A 22,232-nucleotide genomic window follows, 5' to 3' on the forward strand; every position below is an offset into this window, starting at 1 on the left:
CAAATGTTCTAAAAAGATAAGAATTGTGGTATCCTAAATACAGGTTAGCAGAGGAATCGGCTATCGTCAAAAGCAACGAACAGCTTGCTCGTTTTCTATAAAATAAAGAGAGATTTAGAGTAAATTCTAGCTACAGCGATGTTTACTTGTCTTATTAAACAAAATTGGTCCTTTGGCCATTCGAAGGTCCATATCTTGTGGTGTATAATGGATTTCTCACACCATATATTGTAATTTTCATTCTAGTTGGAGCTGCATCTGTAGCTTATTGGGAGGGCATTTATCAATGGGAATTTCGCAATCAAGTAAGAGGCTGGAAGGGTTAAGCGAGAAAATATTTTTGGATCGCTATGCACTCAAGAATGCGGATACGAGCTTAGCCAAGGTGGGGGACACCGTGCTCGTATTGACGAAGGATGATCCCAAATTCCCAGCCAAAGAAGTAGGCGAAATTATTAGCCGTGAAGGCGACAGCGTTCAAGTAAGAACACGCAGCGGTGAGACAGTCAAATCTGCGGTAGAGAAGCTTACACTAAACATAGAAAAGACACCTGAAGAACTGTGGGATCGTTTGGCTGGGGCCATGGCATCCGTAGAAGCCACACCCGAGAAACGTAACGAATGGACAGAGAAATTTAGATATATTTTAGATGATTGGAAACTTGTCCCAGGTGGGCGGATTGCGGCAGGAGCAGATGCAAGTGATGAACTAACTCTGTTCAATTGCTATGTCATCCCTTCCCCTCACGATAGCCGTGGCGGCATTATGAGCACGCTTTCTGAGATGACGGAAATTATGTCACGCGGCGGCGGCGTTGGTATCAATCTATCTTCGCTTCGCCCACGGCGTTCCGTTGTTAAAGGAGTTAACGGTTCTTCGAGCGGCGCGGTATCCTGGGGCGGCTTGTTCAGCTATACAACGGGACTGATTGAGCAAGGCGGCAGCCGTCGGGGCGCACTTATGCTGATGATTAATGACTGGCATCCTGATCTGGAAGATTTCATCACGGTGAAATCAACGATGGGGCAAATCACCAATGCCAATTTATCCGTTTGTGTAAGCAATGGGTTTATGAAGGCTGTGAAGGAAGATTTGGAATGGGAACTCGTCTTCCCAGATACAACGGATCCTGACTATAACGACAAATGGGACGGCAATCTGGAAGCATGGAAACAACTTGGCAAAACCGTCAAGCCTTACCGTACAGTAAGAGCTCGTGAAGTGTGGCACACAATCATTGAGTCTGCTTGGAAATCAGCTGAGCCTGGTGTTGTATTCATGGAATACTATAACCAAATGTCGAACAGCTGGTATTTCAATCCGATTATTTGTACGAATCCATGCGGGGAGCAGGGGCTTCCGGCTTGGGGAGTCTGCAACTTATCGGCGATTAACTTGTCGAAGTTTTATGATGCTCAGAAACATGATGTTGATTGGGAAGATTTGGCGACGGTTGTTCGTTACTCGACTCGTTTCCTTGATAATGTCATTGACAAGACGCCTTATCATTTCGAAGAAAACCGCGAGAACCAACAGAAGGAACGCCGCGTAGGCCTGGGATCAATGGGCTTAGCGGAATTAATGATTAAGCTGAAAATTCGTTACGGCAGTCCAGAATCGTTAGTATTTTTGGACAAAATCTACGCTTTCATGGCAAGAGAAGCTTATCTCGCATCAGCAGAGATCGCCTCAGAAAAAGGATCCTTCCAAGCATTTATCGCGGATAAGTTCCTAGAGAGCGGCTTTATGAAAAATATGACTCATGTATTCCCGGAAGTTGGCGAAGCCATTAAGAAGAGCGGCATGCGCAACGTTACGGTCATTACACAGGCACCAACAGGAAGCACAGGGACGATGGTTGGCACTTCGACGGGTATTGAGCCGTATTTTGCCTTTGAATATTTCCGCCAAAGCCGGCTTGGGTTCGATAAGCAATATGTGCCGATCGCTCAAGAATGGAAAGACGCCAATCCGAATCAGGAATTACCGGATTACTTCGTAACTTCCATGACCTTGACGGCGGAAGATCATATCCGAGCACAAGCAGCTATCCAGAAGTGGGTGGATAGTTCGATCTCCAAAACAGCGAATTGCCCATCCGATTTCACAGTTGAAGAGACCAAGCGGTTGTATGAATTAGCTTTTGATCTCGGCTGTAAGGGCGTCACCATCTACCGCGATGGAAGCCGTGATGTGCAGGTTCTTAGCACAAGCGCTGACAAGAAAGAGGAGAAGAAAGAAGAGAAGGCAGAAGCAGCACCTGTTGCTGTAGCTGCGGAGGCTGTGAAAGAAGAAGCTAGCTTAACGAATCTTTCAGGTAAGCTTGCTGTTAACGTTGATGCGAAAACGGAGCAAGTTTTCGATAAGCAATATAAGCGCCGGCCGCAAATTTTGCGAGGCGCAACCTATAAAGTGAATACACCATTTGGCATGGCGTATATCACCATTAATGATATGAACGGAACGCCGAGTGAAATCTTCCTTAACGTAGGCAAAGCTGGATCAGACGTATTTGCGATGTCTGAAGCACTTGGCCGCGTGTGCTCTTTGTTCTTGCGCTACGGCGACCACGGGGACAAAGTGAAGCTGCTCGTGAAGCACTTGAAAGGCATTGGCGGCTCTGGCGCCATTGGTTTTGGCACGAACCGCGTTGAGTCTATCGCGGATGCGGTTGCCAAAGCGCTCGAGCAGCACGACGAAGTGATGAACGAGCAAGACGACGCGCGGAACTACGTGACCGCGACGAGTGAAGTGCTGGATGCGCCAGCTCCGGCACCGGTGGTTGCTCCAAGCGGGCACTCCGCGCATGGCGGCAGCGCAGCAAGCGCCGCGACGAAGGACTTGTGCCCGTCTTGCGGTTCCGCTTCGCTGATTAACAGCGAAGGGTGTAAGAACTGCGCGAACTGTGGCTACAGTCGCTGCTCGTAGGTAAACCAGGGGAGGGATCCCCTGGTTGTTGTTTGTTGGGTGGTGGTGTGTGTTTTTTTTGTTTGTGAAAAATCCAATGGATGAAGCTGTGCATAACAAAGTGCGTGGCATGGTAAATGATTTGACAGCACAATTCTCCCTTTATCCGGGTTTGAGTTACTAAATTCAGACGCTCCTTCCAGTATGTTCTCATGGAAGGAGCGTCATTGTAGTGAACCATTAGGGAGCACATTCGATATTGCCGTAGGTCTGGCACAGTGTTTGATCTTTGGATCAAATGCTTTTTTTTATTTCGGGGAGAGAGATGAGAACGTTAGCGTGGTAAATTGGTTCTTGTTAGAGATAATTGCCGCGGTTGGGAATAGGGAGGAAGGTGAATCAGATATACAAACTGTTATCAGGGAGATGCTGGAAGATCCCATTCCTAAGCAGTTTGAGTTTATGAATAACCAAACATTTAGTCCTTTACTGAAAGATAACGTTTATTTGATTGTCTCCGAATGGATCAAGGATCATCGCTTTACCGATTGTTAAATTCTCAGGCACACATTGCTAGGAGCAGTCTTTATCCGTTGAAAGATGGTGACGTCATTGATGGGGGCTATACATATATTTTCATTCTATCATCCTATGAATCTACTGGACAAATAAATGATTAAACGCTAGTATGGGCAGTACAACTATATACTTGCAAATAAGGTGCGCAATCGATAACAGAGTCGAAAGTGCTTAAAAGGGAAGTCAGGTGCAACACCTGCGCGGTCCCGCCACTGTAAATGCGGAGTTGCTTTTCTATCAGGCCACTGTCCCCACTTGAGGGGATGGGAAGGCGAAAAGTTTACGAGGATGCATGAGCCAGGATACCTGCCTATTTTGCTTGTCGGACTGTTTCTCCGGGGGGTGAGAAATTAGTTAGCATTCCTATGCCTTTTTTCGGCACATGGATGTTGTTTTTTGTTGGAATCAAAGGCAAACCCCACTCTGGGGTTTGCTTTTTTTGCTTTGCTTTTTAACAAAATTGAAGGAGTGATAAGAAAAGTATGTTAAGCAAAATGCATCGTAAAGCTATGTCGTCCTTGATGTCATTGGTCATGGTGTTATCTGTCATATTCACCGCCATTGCACCAGCTAATCCAGTTTTCGCTGCGAATCAAGGACCGGTTTCAGTTGGCCTTCACATCGAAGGACCACAAGGACTTATCCACGAAGGAGTGGCGGAAGGTTCAAACGCATTAGAGGCGTTGCAAGCTGATTTAAGGCCAACCCAAATTCCATTAGACATTGCAGATTCAGCCTATGGTCCGTATGTGGCAGGAATTAATGGGATACACGCAGGACTATATAATGGGTCTGACGGATGGAACTTTGCCGTTAAACGTCAAGGGCAATGGATCATACCTGCAGTAGGAATGGATCAGTTTGAACTAGAAAGCAATGACCAAGTTAGTGTGTATTACGGTGATCTTAATACGCAACTAGTCCAATCCATTTCGATTCAACCTGGTGATGTCAAAGCCAACCAGCCGTTCTCTGTAACGGTTACGAAGAGCACTTATGATTGGTCAAGTAATCAACTTATTAACTCTCCGGCTAGCGGTGTGAAAGTAACTGTCGGTGGGACAGCAGTCGTAACGAATCCAAACGGTATAGCTGCATTTGATAAAGGAGTAAGTGCAGGAAATTATTCGCTTGAAGTTACGGATTATCATGCAACTGCAGCACCGGGAATCGTCAGAGCTACTCAGCCATTGACTGTTAATACGGCACCGGCCATTCTGGTTGGGAATCTTACTCTTTCCGTTGAGAAATTTACATTAGGACAAGGATATTCTAAAGAACCGGTTAAAGTTCCTTTTTACGAAGGTGAAAATGGAGCAGCTGTGCTCACTCGCGTATTGGGTGAGGATAATATTCAGCATACGGGTAGTACGGAAGAACGTTTTTACTTATCTAAGGTTAAAGATGTTAGTAGTCAAATAAATGTACCGAATTATATCAAAGAGCAAATGGATGCAGATGGCGTTCAATTAGGTACAAAGAATAACGAGCAGTGGCTGGGAGAATTCGATTATACGTCTATGTCCGGGTGGATGTATGCCGTAAATAATGTTTTCCCGAATGTAGGGATGTCCGACTATATACCACATGATGGGGATGTCGTTCGAACTCAGTTCACGGTGTATGGCTTTGGAGCATCGCTGGGGGGCGACGAGTGGAGTCCGGGCTTTATACAAACAGCTAACAAGGATGCACTGACGACTAGGATCGCAGAGATAAATAGTGATCCGAATAAAGCAGCGATTCTATCGAATGCAGTTGTTAAGTCCCTATATGATCAAGCGTATTCGCTGCTTACCAACATGGAAAGTAAGCAGGAAGACATCGATAGTGCGCTAGCCAGTCTGAATGGTAATGTTAAACCTACAATTAAAGTAACCGGGTTGACGGATAAGCAAGAAGTATCCCAGGCAAATATTAGCTTTAATGTGGAAGCGACGGATAACACCTCATCTGTCATAACACCGGAAGTAAAGTTGAACGGAAATGTTATTTCGAAGACTGCAGGAGCTTACAATGTCGTTTTAAACTTGGGTGTAAACACAATCGCAATCACCGCCAAAGGTGCATTCGGAAATACTGTAGAGCAAATTTTTACCATAACGTACAAAGCTAGCACTGCAAGCAATGCAAAAGAACAGTTGAATAAAAACTTGGCCTATATTCTAAAAACGGTAGATAAGCCGAAGTTTGGAACCGGCGGCGGAGAGTGGTCTGTCCTTTCATTGGCCAGAGCCAATTATTCCGTACCTGATGGCTATTATGGATCGTACTATGACAATGTAGTTAGTACAATAAAAACACAAATGAGTGCGAATGCCGGGGTATTGGATAAAACGAAAGGTACAGAGCACTCGAGAGTCATCCTGGGATTAACTTCGATTGGCAAAGATCCCAAAGCTGTTGGAGGCTATGATCTTTTACAGGCACTATCGGATTATGATTATGTCATTTATCAAGGCATGAATGGTCCAATCTTTGCCCTGCTTGCATTTGATTCTAAAAACTATGCAATCCCTTCTGCGGCAGAAGGAAAAGTACAAACAACAAGAGATAAACTAATTAAGTATTTGATAGATGGAGAATCAAATAAAGGTAACGCCAATCAAGGAGGCTGGGGGCTATCTCCCGGCGGTAGACCCGATGTCGATATTACCGGAATGACGATGCAAGCACTTGCTCCGTATGCTCAGTCTAATGAAGATGCAAAAGCTGCGATAGCTCGAGCAGTTAATTGGCTTTCCAAAGCTCAAAATAGTGAAGGAAGCTATACAAGCTTCGGAAGTACAAGCAGCGAGAGCCTGTCACAGGTGGTAACCGCGTTATCAGCAGTTGGCATAGATTCAAGCACAGACACTAGATTTATTAAAAATGGTAATTCTGCTCTGGATGCTTTAATGTCATTTGCGGTAGCCGATGGCGGCTTTAAACATGTTAAAACAGGAAAAGTAGACGCTATGGCCACCGATCAAGGCACTTATGCATTAGTAGCTTATGATCGATTCGTAAATGGAAGCAACCGTCTTTATGATATGACGGATGTTGATACAGAAAAACCAAGCATAATCGTAACCGGGCTAACGAATAACCAAGAAGTTTCTCAGCCAAGTCTAAGCTTTACTGTTGACGTGACAGATAACAGCTCTGAAGTTATCACACCGGAAGTGAAGCTGAACGACATAGTCATACCTAAGGTTGATAATGAATACATCGTTGTTCTTAACACCGGTGCAAACACGATCACTGTTACTGCTACTGATTCCTCAGGGAATTCTGCTGAGCAATCGTTTACTATTACTTACAAAGTTAGTAGTGTAAGCATCCCTAAACAACTCTTAAATAAGAATTTAGCCTATATTGTGACAACGGTAGATAAACCGGCTTTTGGAACGGGTGGCGGGGAATGGTCCGTTCTCTCCTTGGCTAGAGCTAATTATTCCGTCCCAGAGGGCTATTACCAGTTTTATTACAATAATGTAGAACAAGAAGTAAAACGGTTAATGGCTGAAAACTCAGGAATTTTGGATAAATCCAAAGGAACAGAGCACTCAAGAGCCATTCTTGGACTAACATCTATTGGAAAAAATCCAAGAAAAGTTGGGGGTTATGATCTTACGCAGGCACTTTCGGACTATGATTATGTCATCAAGCAAGGCATAAATGGCCCTATATTTGCCCTCATTGCGTTTGATACCAAAAACTTTGATATTCCAGTCGTACCTGCAGGGAAAAATCAAGTTACAAGAAATAACCTGATCGATTATATGTTAGAAAAAGAAGTAAGTAAAGGAACAGCGAATGCCGGCGGATGGGCGTTAATCCCGGGTAAACCTGATGTCGATATTACGTCAATGGCGCTGCAATCTCTTGCACCTTATTATTCTACCCGACAAGATGTAAAAAGTGCTGGAGAGCGTGCAATTGCTTGGTTGGCAAAAACGCAGGGCAGCGATGGCGGATTTGGCGAAAGCAGCGAAAGTATTGCGCAAGTCATTACCGCGTTAACTGCGTTAGGCATTGATCCAAACACCGACGAAAGGTTTATTAAAAACAGAAAATCTGCTCTAGATGCCTTAATGTCATTTACAGCAGCAGATGGCGGCTTTAAGCATATTAAATCGGGAGCCGTCGATGGCATGGCAACGGATCAAGGCACATATGCATTAGTAGCCTATGATCGATTCGTGAATGGAAACAATCGTCTGTATGATATGACGGATGTCGTCGATGTCCCTACTCCAGGCGATAATGAGCTCCCGTTACCGAGCGGTGATCAACCTAAAATTGTGATCCCGTCCGATAATAAAGACTACATCATTCCTGTAACGAGTGCAGATGCAAATAAAGAATTAACGATAGAAATTCCGAATAATTCCAATTCGAAAATTCAAGTCAATTTGCCTTCGAACAGCAGCTTGCCCCAAATCGCGGCAGTTAAAGGCAACATCTCCATGGTCATCCCTAAGGGAGCCCAAATTATTAGTGGGGATTCATCCGGACTGGAGTTAATCACAACCAAAGATGCGGCGAGTTCTTCATTAAAAGATAAAATTAACACGATTATTGAGAACGGCAAGAAACTGGATACCGTTCATCAGGCTATCACGCTAGGCGGTACTAATCGAGTAGTGTTCAATCAATTCGTCACTTTGACTTTCACTGGCATGCAAGGCAAAGAAGCTGCCTTTATCCAGAATGGAACGCCGCATGCGATTCAGAAGCTTGCAAGTGATGAGGCAGGCAAAGCAAGTGGCAAGACTGAATACGCCTACGACAGTGGGAACGATTTGATTGTCAAAACCAAGCATTTTACCGACTTTATCGCTTACGCTTCAAGCACGGTTGAAATACCGCCAATTGGTGGAGGCGGAGGAAGTCCTCAACCGACGAAGCATGCTACCATATCCGTTGATAAGCGTACGATCAGCAAGGGTGATGTTATCTCTGCAACGAGCGTAGAACTTCAATCGGGAGATACGGCTTGGAGCTTGCTTAAGAGAGCATTAGATAGCCGCGGGATTAGCTATGAATATGAGTGGTCTGAGAAATATGACAGCGTGTATGTGCAATCCATTGCAGGTGACGGCGAATTCGACCACGGCAGCGGCAGCGGTTGGATGTACAATGTAAATGGCGACTATCCGAATTTTGGTGCAAGCAAATATACGCTTCAGGATGGCGATAGTCTGCAATGGCGCTATACGACTAATTTGGGAGAAGATCTAGGAAATAAATATACAGGCGATCTCATAACAGGTAAACCAACGGATAAAAAGACGGTTATTGATGTTCCGGCAACGATTATCGAAAATTACAACGTAAATATCACCAAGGAATTGAAGGACAAAGAGCTTATTACGATTAACATTCCTAATGTGAAATCCAAAGTAATTCTTGACTTGGATGAAGTGAAAGACAACATCCCAATGATCACCGCCATCAAAGGCGATATCAACGTTTCGATCGACAAGGGCACTGTTTTAAAGTCAGGGGAGCCTCGTGTTGAACTGCTAACCTCTTTGAATACTGATGACACAAATCTACAGAGTCTCGTCAAAGACAGTTTAAAAAGCGCAGAAACGAAGATTGTGAAGCTGGCTTATGCGTTTGCCATGGGGAATGCGAATCAATCCGTCATTTTCGATAAGCCGCTTACTTTTGTCATCAAAGGTGCTAAAGATCAAAGTGTAGGATTTATCGAAGGGAATACCTTCACACCGATTGAGGTTTATGAGTCGGATGCCAAAGGTGCCGAGGCGACAAAAGGGAATGAAAAAATTACCTACGCATTTGTAAAAGACAAAGATCTAATTATTAAAACAAATCATTTCACGAATTTCGTTTCCTATTCCGTAAGTCAGCAGGAGACGGTGAAGCCGTTTGATCTGAAAAATCTGTATGCCGACACCCAGTTAATTTCAAATTGGGCAATGGAGGCCATTACAGAAGCATCTCAGAAAGCATTTATTGACGGCAGCAATGGTAAATTTAATCCTCATGCCACTATTACAAGAGCAGAGTTCACTAAGATTCTAGTGGGCATCCTTGGAATAGATGTAAAGACAAGCAGCATCATTAACTTCAAAGACGTCTCTCAGAAGGATTGGTTCTATCCTTATGTGAATGCAGCGTATAAAGCAGGCTTTATTACAGGCTTCACGAACGATCAATTTAGTCCGGACGAGAAGCTGACACGAGAGCAAATGGCGGTTATCATCGTCAAAGCGCTGGGCATTCAAGCTGGTGGGCAAACGCCAGCCATTGAAGATCTAGACCAAGTGTCCGATTGGGCGAAAGATGATGTACAAACGATTATGGCACGTCAGCTTATGTCCGGGTGGGACAACCGTTTCCAACCTAGCAATGAGGTAACGAGGGAAATGGCAGCCGTTGTTGCTATGAGAGCTTACCACTATAAGAATGATGCTCAAAAAGAAACAACTCAGCCCTAACTGCTTAAAAAAGCGCTTGTTGAGAAGCAAATTAACAAGACCGCTGCTTTCATGCAGCAAACCGTAACTGATCCAGTGGTAGCATCCATTGGTGGAGATTGGACTGTATTCGGACTGGCACGCTCAGGCGTTCCAGTTCCTGATGCTTAATACGCCAAGTATTACGCCAATGTAGAGAAGATTTTAAAGGAAAAATCAGGTAAGCTGCGGTATTGATCAAGCAAGGCATTAATGGTCCTATCTTTGCGCTTATCGCGTACGATAGCAAATCTTTTGACATTCCGACAGTCGCTAGCGTCAAAACACAGACTACAAGAGATCTTTTCATTTACTTTATTTTGAAAAGAGAAATAACAGACGGAGGATGGGCGCTGGGTGAAAAGCGGCTGAGGCCTGATCCGGACATCACGGCGATGGCCATCCAAGGACGCTTGACCATTTAAGTGCAAGTATAACAATTGATCGGTAATATCATCGGCTGTGAGTTACATTTATTATTTTAATTGAAAATGTATATTAATGCATAAATGTATACGTGCAAATTCTTACTGCAAATAATTATGAAACAATGGGTCTTACTGGATAGAGGATTAGACAAATTGAGTTTTAATATGCAACAAAATTAACGGAGCGCCGCGGGTTTGCGGGCTCCGTTTTATAATTTATTATGAACATCACATTTTTTTATTATATATATTGTTTGTGTGGACGTGGGAATGATAGCACATTACCAAACAAGGAGTAGCCTGCAGCAGTTTCCTGTTTTCATTCAAACAACAGGATATAATGTAAATATGACCACGAAAATACTTAGCATTTTAATAAGGGAGGCCAGAAAGAAATGAATAATGAGGAATTATATTTAGAAATAAAAGAAGCACAAGAGTCCCAATTGGATTTCCTTGTGACGCAGTTCTCACCTGATAATCCAAAGTTTCAGTACAATAGATTTGCTGTACAAAAGAGGGGTGAGGGACTATACATGATTGCTTGGCATAATAACGCCCCTGTTGGCCATTTCTTACTACGATGGAGTGGTCCTCATGTTGAATCTGTAACAAAATTAGTGGACATTTCACATAGCGCATTCTTAGAAGCAGGACTAACGATAGATGAATATCGTAGAAAAGGTGTTGCAACGGCTATCATTAAAGAAGCAGAGCGATTAGCAAAAGAAAGAAAATGTACGAGTATAGGATTAGAGGTGGGTATTAGTAATGCAGAAGCTAAAAGACTTTATCAGAAATTGGGCTACATAGACTGGGGACATGGTGAATTCTTAATTAGCTGGGAATATGAAGACGAGTATGGAAATACAGGGATTGAAACGGAGGTTGTGATTTATATGCAAAAAGAATTAATATTGGCTATTAAATGATTAGTGAGAGTATGATGAGATTAGGAACTAGACTGCCTTGTGGCCCATGCAATTGCACATAGGCCTATTATTTTTTTAAACCTGCTGCAAAAAAGGGACCATTAACTGACATGGTCGTTAAGATACGGGCCATTTCTTGAGGAGACTCTTTCCCACCGCTTTCCAACCATTGTTGAATTACCCCTATTATTACAGATCCCATATAAGAAGCTAGATATCGTTCTGGAACAAGGAGATTTTCTTCTTTTACAAATGCATTAGGATTATTTCCATAAAGTGTTTCCCACATGAATTTTTTTAATCTTGTTTGAAATGATAAATTCCCTCTTGGACCTAAAACAGCCTTCATAAATCCTATGCGTTAATTAGTGGCATCAAATGGCGGCTTAGTAGTGATATGAATGGTCCATATTATCATCAGCTGGCTTATCATGGTGTTTGTAAGGTAACTGCGTCCGGCTAATTTAGGTTACGTTAAACCACAAACAAACCGCCCCTCCGAAAATTGGAAGGGCGGTTTCTGCTACTTCTCCTGCTCCTTTATCACTTGCTCAATGCCTAATAGGATCAGCTTCAAGCCGAACTCAAACGATCGGTCGGTCCCCATCAGCTCGAACAGCCCGCTCTTGAACATCTTCCGGAATAGTCCGGCATCCGCCTCACTCATGGTGTCCAGAAGACGATCCATCTCCCCACTCGGAAGGTCTCCCTGTTCCTTAAGGATAGCGGATACATTCCGCTGATGCTCGTAATCATCCAGAACGAAGTAGAAGACATAGTTCATAATGGTAAGGATTGCTTGCAATTGATGCTCTTGTTCAAGCGGCGTCGATTCCATGCAGAGCAGCATACGGTTGGTGAACCTAATAATATCCGGCTCGTGGGGGAGCGTAAGCATCATGAGCTGCGTGGAACAAGGGTGCCTGCGTAGTACACTCCGTGTTGTTATCGCAAATCCGGTTAGTTGCTCCTTCCAATCTCCCTCGGAGTCGAATTCCTCTAAGATGATTTTTGAAACTTGGTTGGCCAGGCGTTGGTAGAGGTCTTGCTTGCTCTTAAAGTACCAATACAGGGAGGGAGCTTGAATGCCAAGTCTGTCGGCCAATCGTCTCATGCTGAATTTCTCGATGCCTTCCTCGCCCAGAAGCTCCCACGATGTATTCAAAATCTTTTCCTCAGAAATCTGAGGCTGCTGCTTTTTCATCGATATCCACATCTCCATCTAACAGTGTAAGGTTTTTCTTTACACCTTCATAGATTCATGATATCATCTAACACTGTAAGGTTCAACCTTACACCGTTAGAGTAAATGGGCAAATAAACGAGGAAGGTAGTGAAATTATGGATACAGAAAACCTCCATTACTTTGAAAAAGCACCTATCGCAAAAGCCGTAGCTCACTTTGCAGTGCCCATGATGCTAGGCACGTCAATGAGCGTTATCTATTCCATCTTGAATGCCTATTTCCTTGGTACGCTTCACAATACAGCGATGTTAACCGCACTCGCACTAACTTTACCGTTATTCGCGGTCATTATGGCGTTAGGCAACTTGATTGGCATGGGCAGTGGTACATTCATCTCCCGTTTGCTAGGGGAGAAAAAATACGAGGATGTCAAGCATGTGTCTTCATTCGCCTTTTACAGCAGTTTAGTTCTCGGTCTTATCGTGATGGCCGTCAGTCTTCCGTTGATCGATTCCATTGTTCATAGTTTGGGAGCAACACCTGAATCCTTCGAATTCACGAAGGACTATGTCACGATTATGCTCATTGGTTCGCCAATCGTCATATTATTTTTCACGATGGAGAATATTGTTCGCTCAGAGGGTGCTGCTATCACGTCGATGACGGGTATGATTCTCAGTGTTGTCGTAAATATTATTCTCGATGTACTCGTGATCTTCGTATTCCACTGGGGCGTAAGCGGCGTTGCGTCTGCTACTGTCATTTCTAACTTGGTTGCGATCGTATTCTACGCTTTCCACATGAGAAATAAGAGTCAATTCTTAAGCGTCTCCCTAAAATGGTTCAAGGTTAGCAAGGAGATATTGAGCAATGTATTCAAAATCGGAGTTCCCGTCTTTATTATGAGCATCTTCTTGGGTGCTATGTCACTCATTTTTAACCATTTTCTTGTTGAATATGGGGATCCGGCCGTAGCGGCTTTCGGAATTTCGTCGCGTCTATTGCAATTTCCCGAATTTATTCTAATGGGGTTATGCGAGGGCGTCGTGCCCCTCATTGCCTTTTCATATACAGCGAATAAATTACGTATGAAGCATACGATTGGATTTACGATCAAAGTGATTGTGGCTTTGGCCGGAGTGTTCGGCATCATCGTCTATCTAATCTCCGACCACTTAATCGGATTATTCACGAATGACCCGCAATTAATCGAGATGGGCAGCTACATCTTACATGTAACGTTCCTATCCCTATTCATTACGGGAATGACCACGTTGTTTACGGGGATCTTTCAAGCGACGGCACAAGGAACCGCCGCATTCATTATGTCTATTATTCAAGGAATAACTCTGATTCCTGTGCTCTATTTCGCAAATCGAATGAACGGCTTCCACGGTGTGGTCTGGTCAATCGTCATAGCGGATGCCGTCGCGTTCCTTGTTGGTGCCATAATGCTGTATGTTCTGCGGAACAAATTGAAGCCGGATTTGGATAGTTTGGTACAGTAAGAACATAACATTCAGCAAGGCAGGGCGTATTTGAATCATAGGCAACGGGCAACAGAGTTTCTGGGAAGGAAGTAGATATTCGCAATTAAAAAGTCCTTGACCTCAGGTCGAGGATTTTTTTCTATGGTACAAGGATCGAACGACCGGGGCCCGATGGGGAATGTTCTTAAGTTCATGTCAAATACAGATGGCAAGAACTTGAAGACATTGGGACTAACTGACCAGGTTATTGTCTGCGGTACATGATGTATATAGATTTATGGGCTAGGGAAAATTAACTGCTGTTCGTAAAATGAGCAGGACAATGGAGGAACTATGATGTCAAGAAGAACTAAATCTAAGGCACTAACGGTGGCGACGCTGCTAATCATAACTCTAATGCTTCCTACCGTATGCTTGGCAACAACCTACAAGCAAAATGCCGCACCAGAAACGAAACCGACACTTATTTCTGCACCATCAGAATTAAGCAGAAACGAGAGTATGGACGAAGAACTAGTTAAAACGCTAGAGGGTTTTCATAATGGAACTAAAACGGTCAATGGAATCAAACTTCACTATGTAGAAGGCGGCAAAGGCGAACCGCTATTTCTGCTACCAGGATGGCCCGAAACGTGGTATGAATATCGCAAAATAATGCCTGAATTAGCTAAGTATTATCATGTTTATTCCATCGATATTCGTGGAATGGGCAGTTCCGACAAGCCAACAACCGGCTACGACAAGAAAACGATGGCGTCCGATATTTATGCCTTGATGAACGAGCTGGGTTATAAAAATATTTATATTGCAGGCCATGATATCGGGTCCACGGTTGCTTATGCTTTCGCGGCTAATTACCCGCATGCCACAAAAAAACTAGCCATGCTCGACATCTCACATCCAGACAACAACATGTTGAAGGTACCGATCGTGGCACCACCTGGCTCGTATGATGTGAGTAATCCAGACCGTGCAAAGTTCCCTTGGTGGTGGGCGTTTAACGCTGTCCCTAATTTGCCCGAGCAATTGCTGCAAGGTAAAAATCTAGACATAGCCTACAATTGGGCTTACGATTATTTATCCTACGATAAACCTGCTCTTACCCCACAGGAAAAAGCAATCTACATCGCGGCCTATGCAAAACCCGATGCGCTTCGGGCAGCTAACGATTGGTTTCGAGCGTTTCGTCAGGATATCGACGATTTCAATACATATAAAAAACTAACTATGCCGGTCTTGGGCATTTACGGTACAACAGGAATTAGCGACCTGGGACCTTTCCTAAAAGAAAATACTAAGAACCCGAAAGTGGTGGAACTCAAAAAAACCGGACATTGGATTGCAGAAGAGCAGCCGGAAGAAACCATCAAACAGTTTAAGGAGTTTTTTCGGTAAAAATGGATTTCATCATAGTGGAGTTCGGCGGCTGTTCCATCCATTCATTTTTAATCATGATGTCGGCTCTATTCTTTGCATATTAGGGGGAATTAACAATTTGACATATTGCAAATATGTAATGTATAATAGCCAACATGACCAACCCAATTGATATTTTCAAGGCACTTTCCAATGAAGCACGTATTCAAATTTTAGAATGGCTGAAAGATCCAACAACACATTTTTCTCCCCAGGAAGGGGCTGATCTTATTACTGTTGGGGTATGTGTTAGTCAAATCACTGAAAAACTAAATATGAATCAGTCTACTGCTTCGCAATATCTCTCAATTCTTCAAAGAGCAGGACTGGTCCATGCTACACGTTCAGGGAAATGGACCTATTACAGAAGGAATGAAGATGCGATTAATGATATTGGTCAATTTCTTCAGAAATAACCTAAATAAGAGTACAGAAAACTGAATTCATCTTTTGAATTCAGTTTTTCCAAGAGCAATCATATCGACAATTTGCAAAATGTAAATTTTTTTGAATAATCATATCGATAATTTGTAATATATAGATATATAATTAGGGAGGTGAGGTGTGTTTGGTTGATTTGTGATCCGCGTTTCAGAATAGTCAGTATTCGATGCTAATACGTAACTGCATGTATTGGCAAAAAAATAAATTTCAATGAGAGAGGGATAGCGAATATGCAAAACTTTGAATTTCAGAACCCGACTAAGCTTTTATTTGGAAAAGGTCAAATAAGCACCCTGAAAAAAGAAATTCCAGCTTACGGCAAACGTATTTTGCTAGTGTACGGTGGCGGAAGCATCAAAAAAATTGGGCTTTACGAGAAAGTTATCAGTGAACTGAAGGAAATCGGCGCATTTGTCATTGAGCTAGGAGGAGTTGAACCGAACCCACGACTGACAACCGTCCAAAAAGGGATTAACCTAATAAGAGAAAATCAGCTTGATTTCATTCTTGCAGTCGGTGGCGGCAGCGTCATTGATGCTGCTAAAGCGATTGCCGCGGGCGTGCCATATGATGGCGACGTATGGGATATCGTGACTAGTAAGGTGAGTGCCCCGTCTAATTCTGTACCAATTGGCACAGTTATAACGATAGCGGGAACGGGATCAGAGATGAACGGAAATTCCGTCATTACGAATTGGGAAACGAATACGAAAGCATTCTTCAACTCCAGTCATGTGCTTCCAAGATTCAGTGTTCTAGATCCAGAGCTTACAATCTCTGTACCACGGGATCAAACGGTATACGGCAGCGTTGATATTATGTCCCATGTCTTCGAACAGTATTTTCATGGTTCGAGCCATGCACCTCTTCAAGAAAGAATCGGTGAAGCGATTCTTCGCACTGTCGTCGAGACGGCGCCTAAGCTCGTGAACGATTTGAACAATTACGAATATCGCGAAGTCATGTTATTGAATGGAACACTGGCTTTAAACGGTCTAACGGCAATGGGCGTGAGCCCGGATTGGTCGACACATCTTATCGAACATGCTGTATCAGCTGTGCATGACATCCCACATGGCGGGGGTATCGCGATAATTACGCCGCATTGGATGGAACATGTCGCGGCCGTACGGCCGGAGAAAGTTGCACAGTTTGGTGTTCGTGTATTCGATTTGGACCGGGCAGGTAAAACGGATGCTGAGTTGGCAGCGGAAGCGATCCAGTCTCTTAAGGAGTTTTGGAAATCCATTGGTGCGCCTACGAAGCTGTCGGACTATGGAATTGATGACAAGGAAATTGAACTGATGACGGAAAGGGCTATGCTCGCCGACCAAATTGGTAGCTATGTTTCTCTTACAAAAGAAGACGTCAGAAAGATTTTGAGAAATTCTTTATAATGTACTTAAAACTGGGCTGTCTCAAGAAGAGGCAGCCCAGTTTTGGCTTAGCTAGTCCCGCAACTGTTAAATGTCAAGCTTACGGGTACCAAGCCATTTCACCTTTTCAGGATCGCGATGCGAAAAGAACAGGCTCTGTTTCGTATCTAACGTAGTAATAGATGCCATATCATCTTGGCTTAATTTAAAATCAAAGATGTTGAAGTTTTCAATCATTCTTTCTTTACGGACAGACTTTGGAATCACAACGATTTCTCTTTGTGTCAACCAACGTAAAACGACCTGAGCAACGGATTTATTATATTTTTCAGCTATATTTACCAATACCTCGTTCTGGAACAAGTTATTTTTCCCTTCAGCAAAAGGTGCCCAGGATTCAATCTGAACATGATTCTCTTTCATGAATGTTGCATTTTCGATTTGTTGGTTGAATGGATGTGTTTCAACCTGGTTTACTGCAGGAACAATTTCATTATGAATGATTAGATCGATCAGACGATCTTCATGGAAGTTACTAACACCAATTGCCCGAACCTTTCCTTCACGATACAGTTCCTCCATAGCCCGCCAAGATCCATGCACATCGCCGAATGGCTGATGAATTAAATATAAATCCAAATAATCCAATTGTAATCGTTCCAGCGATTTTTCAAATGCCTTTTTTGTGCGCTCATAACCAGTATCCTGAACCCAAAGTTTCGTCGTGATAAATAACTCTTCTCTTGCCACGCCGCTACGTTTAATCCCTTTGCCAACTGCTTCCTCGTTTAGATAAGAGGCAGCTGTATCAATCAGCCGATATCCTGCCATAATAGCGTCATAAACACTTTGTTCACATTCATTTTGATCTGCAATCTGGAATACACCAAAACCTAATATAGGCATCTCAACACGATTGTTCAAAATTACTTTTTGCATGTAAACTCCTCCAGTTTTTATGATTATCTGCAAGTCAAATCAATCATATCCATAACAGTTTCACACTCTTATTATGTATGAAATGATAAAGTGAGCGTTATCCCAATCGTCTCAAATGTTTGCCTAAACCTCTCGCTACCACATGAGTAACATGAAAGAGGAGCAGTCGCCTAAGCTACTGCTCCCTGTTTTTCTTACTTTACGCTTGGACGAGTTGGTCGTAGCCCGCCTTCAAGCGCTTAATATCTTCTCTAGGTGGAAAACCAAACATACGAGAATATTCACGGCTGAACTGCGATGCACTCTCATAGCCTACTCGGAAAGCTACATCGGCGGCATCCGTTGATTCGGACAGTAATAGGCGCCGGGCTTCCTGTAATCTCAGCTGTTTTTGGAATTGAAGTGGACTCATGGCAGTTACTTCTTTGAAGTGTCTGTGGAATGTAGAAGTCCCCATGTTGGCTAATTCCGCAAGCTCCTCGACACGTAAAGGCTTATCCATATTATTGATTATTTGGTCGATAGCCTCGCGGATTCGGTAGGTGCTACTACCTTCCATCGCGATTTGTGCCAAAGTAGTACCATACTGCCCTTGAAGAAGTCTGTATAAGATTTCTTTCGTGTAGTAGGGAGCCAGAAACGGAATGTCTTTCGGTTTGTCCAGTAAACGAGACAATCTCATGATCGCATCCAATATGGATAACTCGACCTCGCCGACAAACATCGCACGTTTTGTACCTTCTTGCTGGTCAATTTGAATGTTTCCCTCATTTAATACCTCTAATATTTGGTTCTGCGTAAATTCCAGCTTTAAGCTAAGATATGGTTCATCGGGAGAAGCCTTTATGACGTGACCGATTACTGGCAAGTTCATAGAGGAAACCAGATAGTCAGCAGGACCATACTCAAATCGCTCCTGGGACAGTAGTATGTCCTTAAAACCTTGAGCGATGAAACATAAGCAAGGTTTGTATACTCGGTAAACGGGCTGAGACACTTGCGAGGCACGAACAATAAATAAAGATGGAATCCCAGTCTCATATACACCGTCTTGACCCGCATGTCGTTCAATCAGTTCAGCAAGTTCATTCTGTAGGTGATCAATTTGTCCTGACATCATGTCCTCCTTACGAGTTGACCTTTAATGATCTCATTATAGTACAACAATCTTCAATTGCGAAGTAATGAGGAGAGGATTAGGCAATCATTTGAGACGAATGGGATAACGATCACTTTTAAAAGTGTAGCATAATAAGTATGAAAGGGAGCGATTAAAATGCCAGATTCCAAAGAACTTACTATTGCTCAAAAGGCGATCGGAGATTTCGCGCCTAAGTTGGTTGAACTAACAGACGAAGTATTATTTGGAGATGTATGGAAGCGCGAGGGACTTTCTCCGCGTGACCGCAGTTTGATTACTGTAGCGATCCTAATCACTGGCGGAAATACGCAGCAGCTGAAAAACCATTTAAATTTAGCAAAACAAAACGGTCTGTCGGAAGAAGAGCTAATCGAAGCGATGACCCATCTCGCCTTCTATGCAGGTTGGCCGAAAGCAATGTCAGCCATTATGTTTGCAAAGGATTTATTTACATCCGAGAAGTAATTAACTATTCGCCCTACCCGTCAAAAGAGGTGATTACATGGAGATTCGTTCATTAGGAAATACGGGATTAAAGGTAACCAGTTTGTGCTTGGGAACAATGACCTTTGGCAACCAAGCGGACAAAAAGGCTTCCTTCGAAATTTTGGACAAAGCCTATGATACTGGTGTAAATTTCATTGACACTTCCGATGTGTACCCGATTGGAAGACAATCGCATGCCGTCGCCGGTGCAACCGAGTCAATCATCGGGGAGTGGTTGCAAGGCAAACGAGACAAACTGGTGCTTGCGACAAAGTGTTTTGGCGCGATGGGACCTGGTCCCAACGAAAAGGGCTTGAGCAGGAAGCATATCTTCACAGCGGTTGAGGACAGTTTGCGACGCTTAAAGACAGACTATCTGGACCTTTATCAAGCACACCAATTCGACCCAGACACGCCAATAGATGAAACGCTCCGCGCGATGGGTGATCTTGTCCAGCAAGGAAAAGTCCGTTACATCGGAATCTCCAACTGGCGTGCCTGGCAAGTAGCAAAGGCAAACGGCATTGCTGAGCGGAAAAATTACGCCAGGATCGTAAGCGTTCAGCCGCGGTACAATCTGTTGTTTCGGATGATTGAGGAAGATTTGGTTCCTATGGCACTTGATGAAGGGATCGGCATTATGACATACAACCCACTCGCTGGCGGCATGTTGTCGGGCAGGTATGGAAAAAACGCTCGAATCGAAGAAGGGACCCGGTTTGGACTCGGGAACAATTCGGGGGTCTTCTACCAAGAACGATATTGGAAAGAAGCGACGCTCGACGCAGTTGATCGGTACCGGGTCTGGTGTGAAGAGCAGGATTTGAATCCTGTAACGACGGCCGTCAAATGGGTCACGCAGCAGTCGGGCATTACCTCCGCCATTATTGGTGCCAGTCATCCGGAGCAATTGGATGCGAGCTTGCAAGCCGCTGAAATGAATGCCTTGACGCAGCAGCAGTTAGCATGGCTTGACGGACTATGGTTCTCACTGCCACGCCGCAGCGAATTTAGTTAGTCTAGGAAGGAACAGAAATGGAGTAAGTGAAAGCGAGGAGCAGGTCTGCCGACGTGGCAAACTGCTCCTTATTAGTAAAGTGAGAGGAATAGATAATGATTCGAGACGAATGGGATATCTGCCTTTCTCATTTGCTGCTCAGAGAATCAGCGGTAATCATATTGTTTTAAGGAGGCAAAAGTTGTTTACTCGAATAAATAAATTGTTTGCGATCAAGGGATATGGTTTGTTTGTCATTTGTGTTCTATTGGTAGGTACAGGTATTTCAATTTCACTGCCGTACTTAGCTCTCTATTGTACAGAGAAATTGGGTATGAGTGCGGCAACCTTCGGAATTTTCACAGCCGTGAGTTCGTTAAGTGGTGTGGTGGCCAACTCTCTTATTGGTAAACATTCGGATCGCAGGATGGACCGGAGATTTATTATTATTATAGCAACGGTTTCTTCTGCATTGGGCTATACCTCCTATTTAGTATTTGATAACTTTTTAATTTTGCTTATCATTGTTAGTTTTTTTAGTGGTTTAGGAGCTGCTGCTATGCCGCAAATTTATGCCTACGCTCAGGAATCGGCAAATGAAAGCAACTCCGATGACAAGACATTTGCGATGTCCACTTTACGTTCACTTGTATCTCTCGGTTTCTTGGTAGGTCCCCTAATCGGAACTATAATCTTAGGCACTGTTGGATATAAGGGTCTCTTTATGGGGACTTCTGCTATTTTTCTTACAATATCATCTCTTGTTTTTATATTTCTGCCTAAAAAAGGAGCCATTCAGAAAAAGAGAATGGGTACTGGTACAACTACACTCAAACGGAGTCAGATATTTTATCCACTAATTGCCTTCATCTTTCTATTTGCGGTCAATGCCGTTAACGGGATTGTTACGCCATTATTTATTGTCAACGAGCTTCATGGTACATATTCCGATGTTGGAATGGTTGTTAGTATATGTGCTGGTTTAGAGATTCCCATTATGTTCGTGTTAGGTGCTGTAAGCAGAAAGATATCCAATCATTCTTTGATGATCAGCGCATGTTGTATTGCCATACTTTACAATATTATTTTAAGTGTTTCTACCGATTCCTGGCATCTGATCGCAGCACAGCTTTTACAGGCAGCATTTGTGGCTATTGTTATGGGTAATGGATTAAGTTATTTTACGGAACTGCTTCCTAATTCACCAGGGCTATCCACTTCGATCTATTACAATGGGTCCATTATTGGAAGATTAGTAGGAAATTTAGGCGGTGGTATCATTGCTCAGTTTGTGGGATTTCGAGACGTTTATTGGGCGAGTCTTGTAATTGTGATCGTCGCGTTCCTAATCTTATGGAGCATAAGACCACATAAGGACGTTGAGGTAGCTACTTGAAGATTATGAAAGGGATCTAAGTTGATTGGCTATTAAGCGATCTA

General features: G+C 43.5%; 15 protein-coding genes, 1 pseudogene and 1 riboswitch. Of the genes and pseudogenes, 12 read left to right on the forward strand and 4 right to left on the reverse strand.

Annotated elements, in window-relative coordinates:
* Positions 1–286 precede the first annotated feature (286 nt).
* The 5 genes from GQF01_RS24875 to GQF01_RS24890 all read left to right on the forward strand — a co-directional run bounded on the left by GQF01_RS24875 (position 287) and on the right by GQF01_RS24890 (position 11,317).
* A complete protein-coding gene (locus GQF01_RS24875; protein ID WP_161409482.1) occupies positions 287–2,929 on the forward strand; it encodes an adenosylcobalamin-dependent ribonucleoside-diphosphate reductase in 2,643 nt (880 codons plus the stop codon).
* 405 nt (positions 2,930–3,334) lie between these two features.
* Entirely contained in the window at positions 3,335–3,463 is a 129-nt protein-coding gene (locus GQF01_RS36705) for a hypothetical protein (RefSeq protein ID WP_268894380.1), read from the forward strand.
* Positions 3,464–3,609: 146 nt separating this feature from the next.
* Positions 3,610–3,815, forward strand: a riboswitch (cobalamin riboswitch).
* 154 nt (positions 3,816–3,969) lie between these two features.
* Positions 3,970–9,939 carry an S-layer homology domain-containing protein gene (locus tag GQF01_RS24880; protein WP_235960227.1) on the forward strand — a complete coding sequence of 1,990 codons (5,970 nt, stop codon included), beginning with the start codon at positions 3,970–3,972 and terminating at the stop codon, positions 9,937–9,939.
* A 212-nt stretch (positions 9,940–10,151) separates the two neighbouring features.
* Positions 10,152–10,382 (forward strand): hypothetical protein, encoded by a 231-nt coding sequence (locus GQF01_RS24885; RefSeq protein WP_161409486.1) that lies wholly within the window; start codon positions 10,152–10,154, stop codon positions 10,380–10,382.
* Between the two features lie 398 nt (positions 10,383–10,780).
* Positions 10,781–11,317: a GNAT family N-acetyltransferase gene (locus GQF01_RS24890; protein ID WP_161409488.1), complete on the forward strand. Its 537-nt coding sequence runs from the start codon at positions 10,781–10,783 to the stop codon at positions 11,315–11,317.
* 67 nt (positions 11,318–11,384) lie between these two features.
* On the opposite strand, the pseudogene GQF01_RS24895 reads toward GQF01_RS24890, so the two are convergent.
* A pseudogene (locus GQF01_RS24895) lies at positions 11,385–11,669 on the reverse strand (TetR-like C-terminal domain-containing protein); the annotation flags it as partial.
* A gap of 171 nt (positions 11,670–11,840) precedes the next feature.
* Positions 11,841–12,521: a TetR/AcrR family transcriptional regulator gene (locus GQF01_RS24900; protein ID WP_161409491.1), complete on the reverse strand. Its 681-nt coding sequence runs from the start codon at positions 12,519–12,521 to the stop codon at positions 11,841–11,843.
* Between the two features lie 137 nt (positions 12,522–12,658).
* On the opposite strand from GQF01_RS24900, the gene GQF01_RS24905 reads away from it, so the two are divergent.
* The 4 genes from GQF01_RS24905 (at position 12,659) to GQF01_RS24920 (ending at position 17,250) form a co-directional block, all read left to right on the forward strand.
* Positions 12,659–14,011 carry an MATE family efflux transporter gene (locus GQF01_RS24905; protein WP_161409493.1) on the forward strand — a complete coding sequence of 451 codons (1,353 nt, stop codon included), beginning with the start codon at positions 12,659–12,661 and terminating at the stop codon, positions 14,009–14,011.
* Between the two features lie 318 nt (positions 14,012–14,329).
* A complete protein-coding gene (locus tag GQF01_RS24910) occupies positions 14,330–15,388 on the forward strand; it encodes an alpha/beta fold hydrolase (protein ID WP_161409495.1) in 1,059 nt (352 codons plus the stop codon).
* 137 nt (positions 15,389–15,525) lie between these two features.
* On the forward strand, positions 15,526–15,825 hold the full coding sequence (locus GQF01_RS24915) for an ArsR/SmtB family transcription factor (protein WP_161409497.1): 300 nt from the start codon (positions 15,526–15,528) through the stop codon (positions 15,823–15,825).
* A 258-nt stretch (positions 15,826–16,083) separates the two neighbouring features.
* Positions 16,084–17,250, forward strand: a complete 1,167-nt coding sequence (locus GQF01_RS24920) for an iron-containing alcohol dehydrogenase (RefSeq protein ID WP_161409499.1) — start codon at positions 16,084–16,086, stop codon at positions 17,248–17,250.
* A gap of 66 nt (positions 17,251–17,316) precedes the next feature.
* On the opposite strand, the gene GQF01_RS24925 is transcribed toward GQF01_RS24920, so the two are convergent.
* Complete coding sequence (locus GQF01_RS24925; protein ID WP_161409501.1) at positions 17,317–18,168, reverse strand: aldo/keto reductase; 852 nt, start codon at positions 18,166–18,168, stop codon at positions 17,317–17,319.
* Between the two features lie 199 nt (positions 18,169–18,367).
* Positions 18,368–19,285 carry an AraC family transcriptional regulator gene (locus tag GQF01_RS24930; protein WP_161409503.1) on the reverse strand — a complete coding sequence of 306 codons (918 nt, stop codon included), beginning with the start codon at positions 19,283–19,285 and terminating at the stop codon, positions 18,368–18,370.
* 159 nt (positions 19,286–19,444) lie between these two features.
* Between GQF01_RS24930 and GQF01_RS24935 the strand changes: the two genes are divergently transcribed.
* The 3 genes from GQF01_RS24935 (at position 19,445) to GQF01_RS24945 (ending at position 22,188) form a co-directional block, all read left to right on the forward strand.
* The gene (locus GQF01_RS24935) at positions 19,445–19,774 is read left to right on the forward strand and encodes a carboxymuconolactone decarboxylase family protein (RefSeq protein ID WP_161409506.1); all 330 of its coding nucleotides are present in this window, start codon (positions 19,445–19,447) and stop codon (positions 19,772–19,774) included.
* A 37-nt stretch (positions 19,775–19,811) separates the two neighbouring features.
* Positions 19,812–20,813 (forward strand): aldo/keto reductase, encoded by a 1,002-nt coding sequence (locus tag GQF01_RS24940; protein WP_161409508.1) that lies wholly within the window; start codon positions 19,812–19,814, stop codon positions 20,811–20,813.
* Between the two features lie 181 nt (positions 20,814–20,994).
* Entirely contained in the window at positions 20,995–22,188 is a 1,194-nt protein-coding gene (locus GQF01_RS24945; protein ID WP_161409936.1) for a sugar efflux transporter, read from the forward strand.
* The last annotated feature ends 44 nt before the right edge of the window (positions 22,189–22,232 follow it).

Source organism: Paenibacillus silvestris, from assembly GCF_009882985.1.
Classification (GTDB): domain Bacteria; phylum Bacillota; class Bacilli; order Paenibacillales; family NBRC-103111; genus Paenibacillus_E; species Paenibacillus_E silvestris.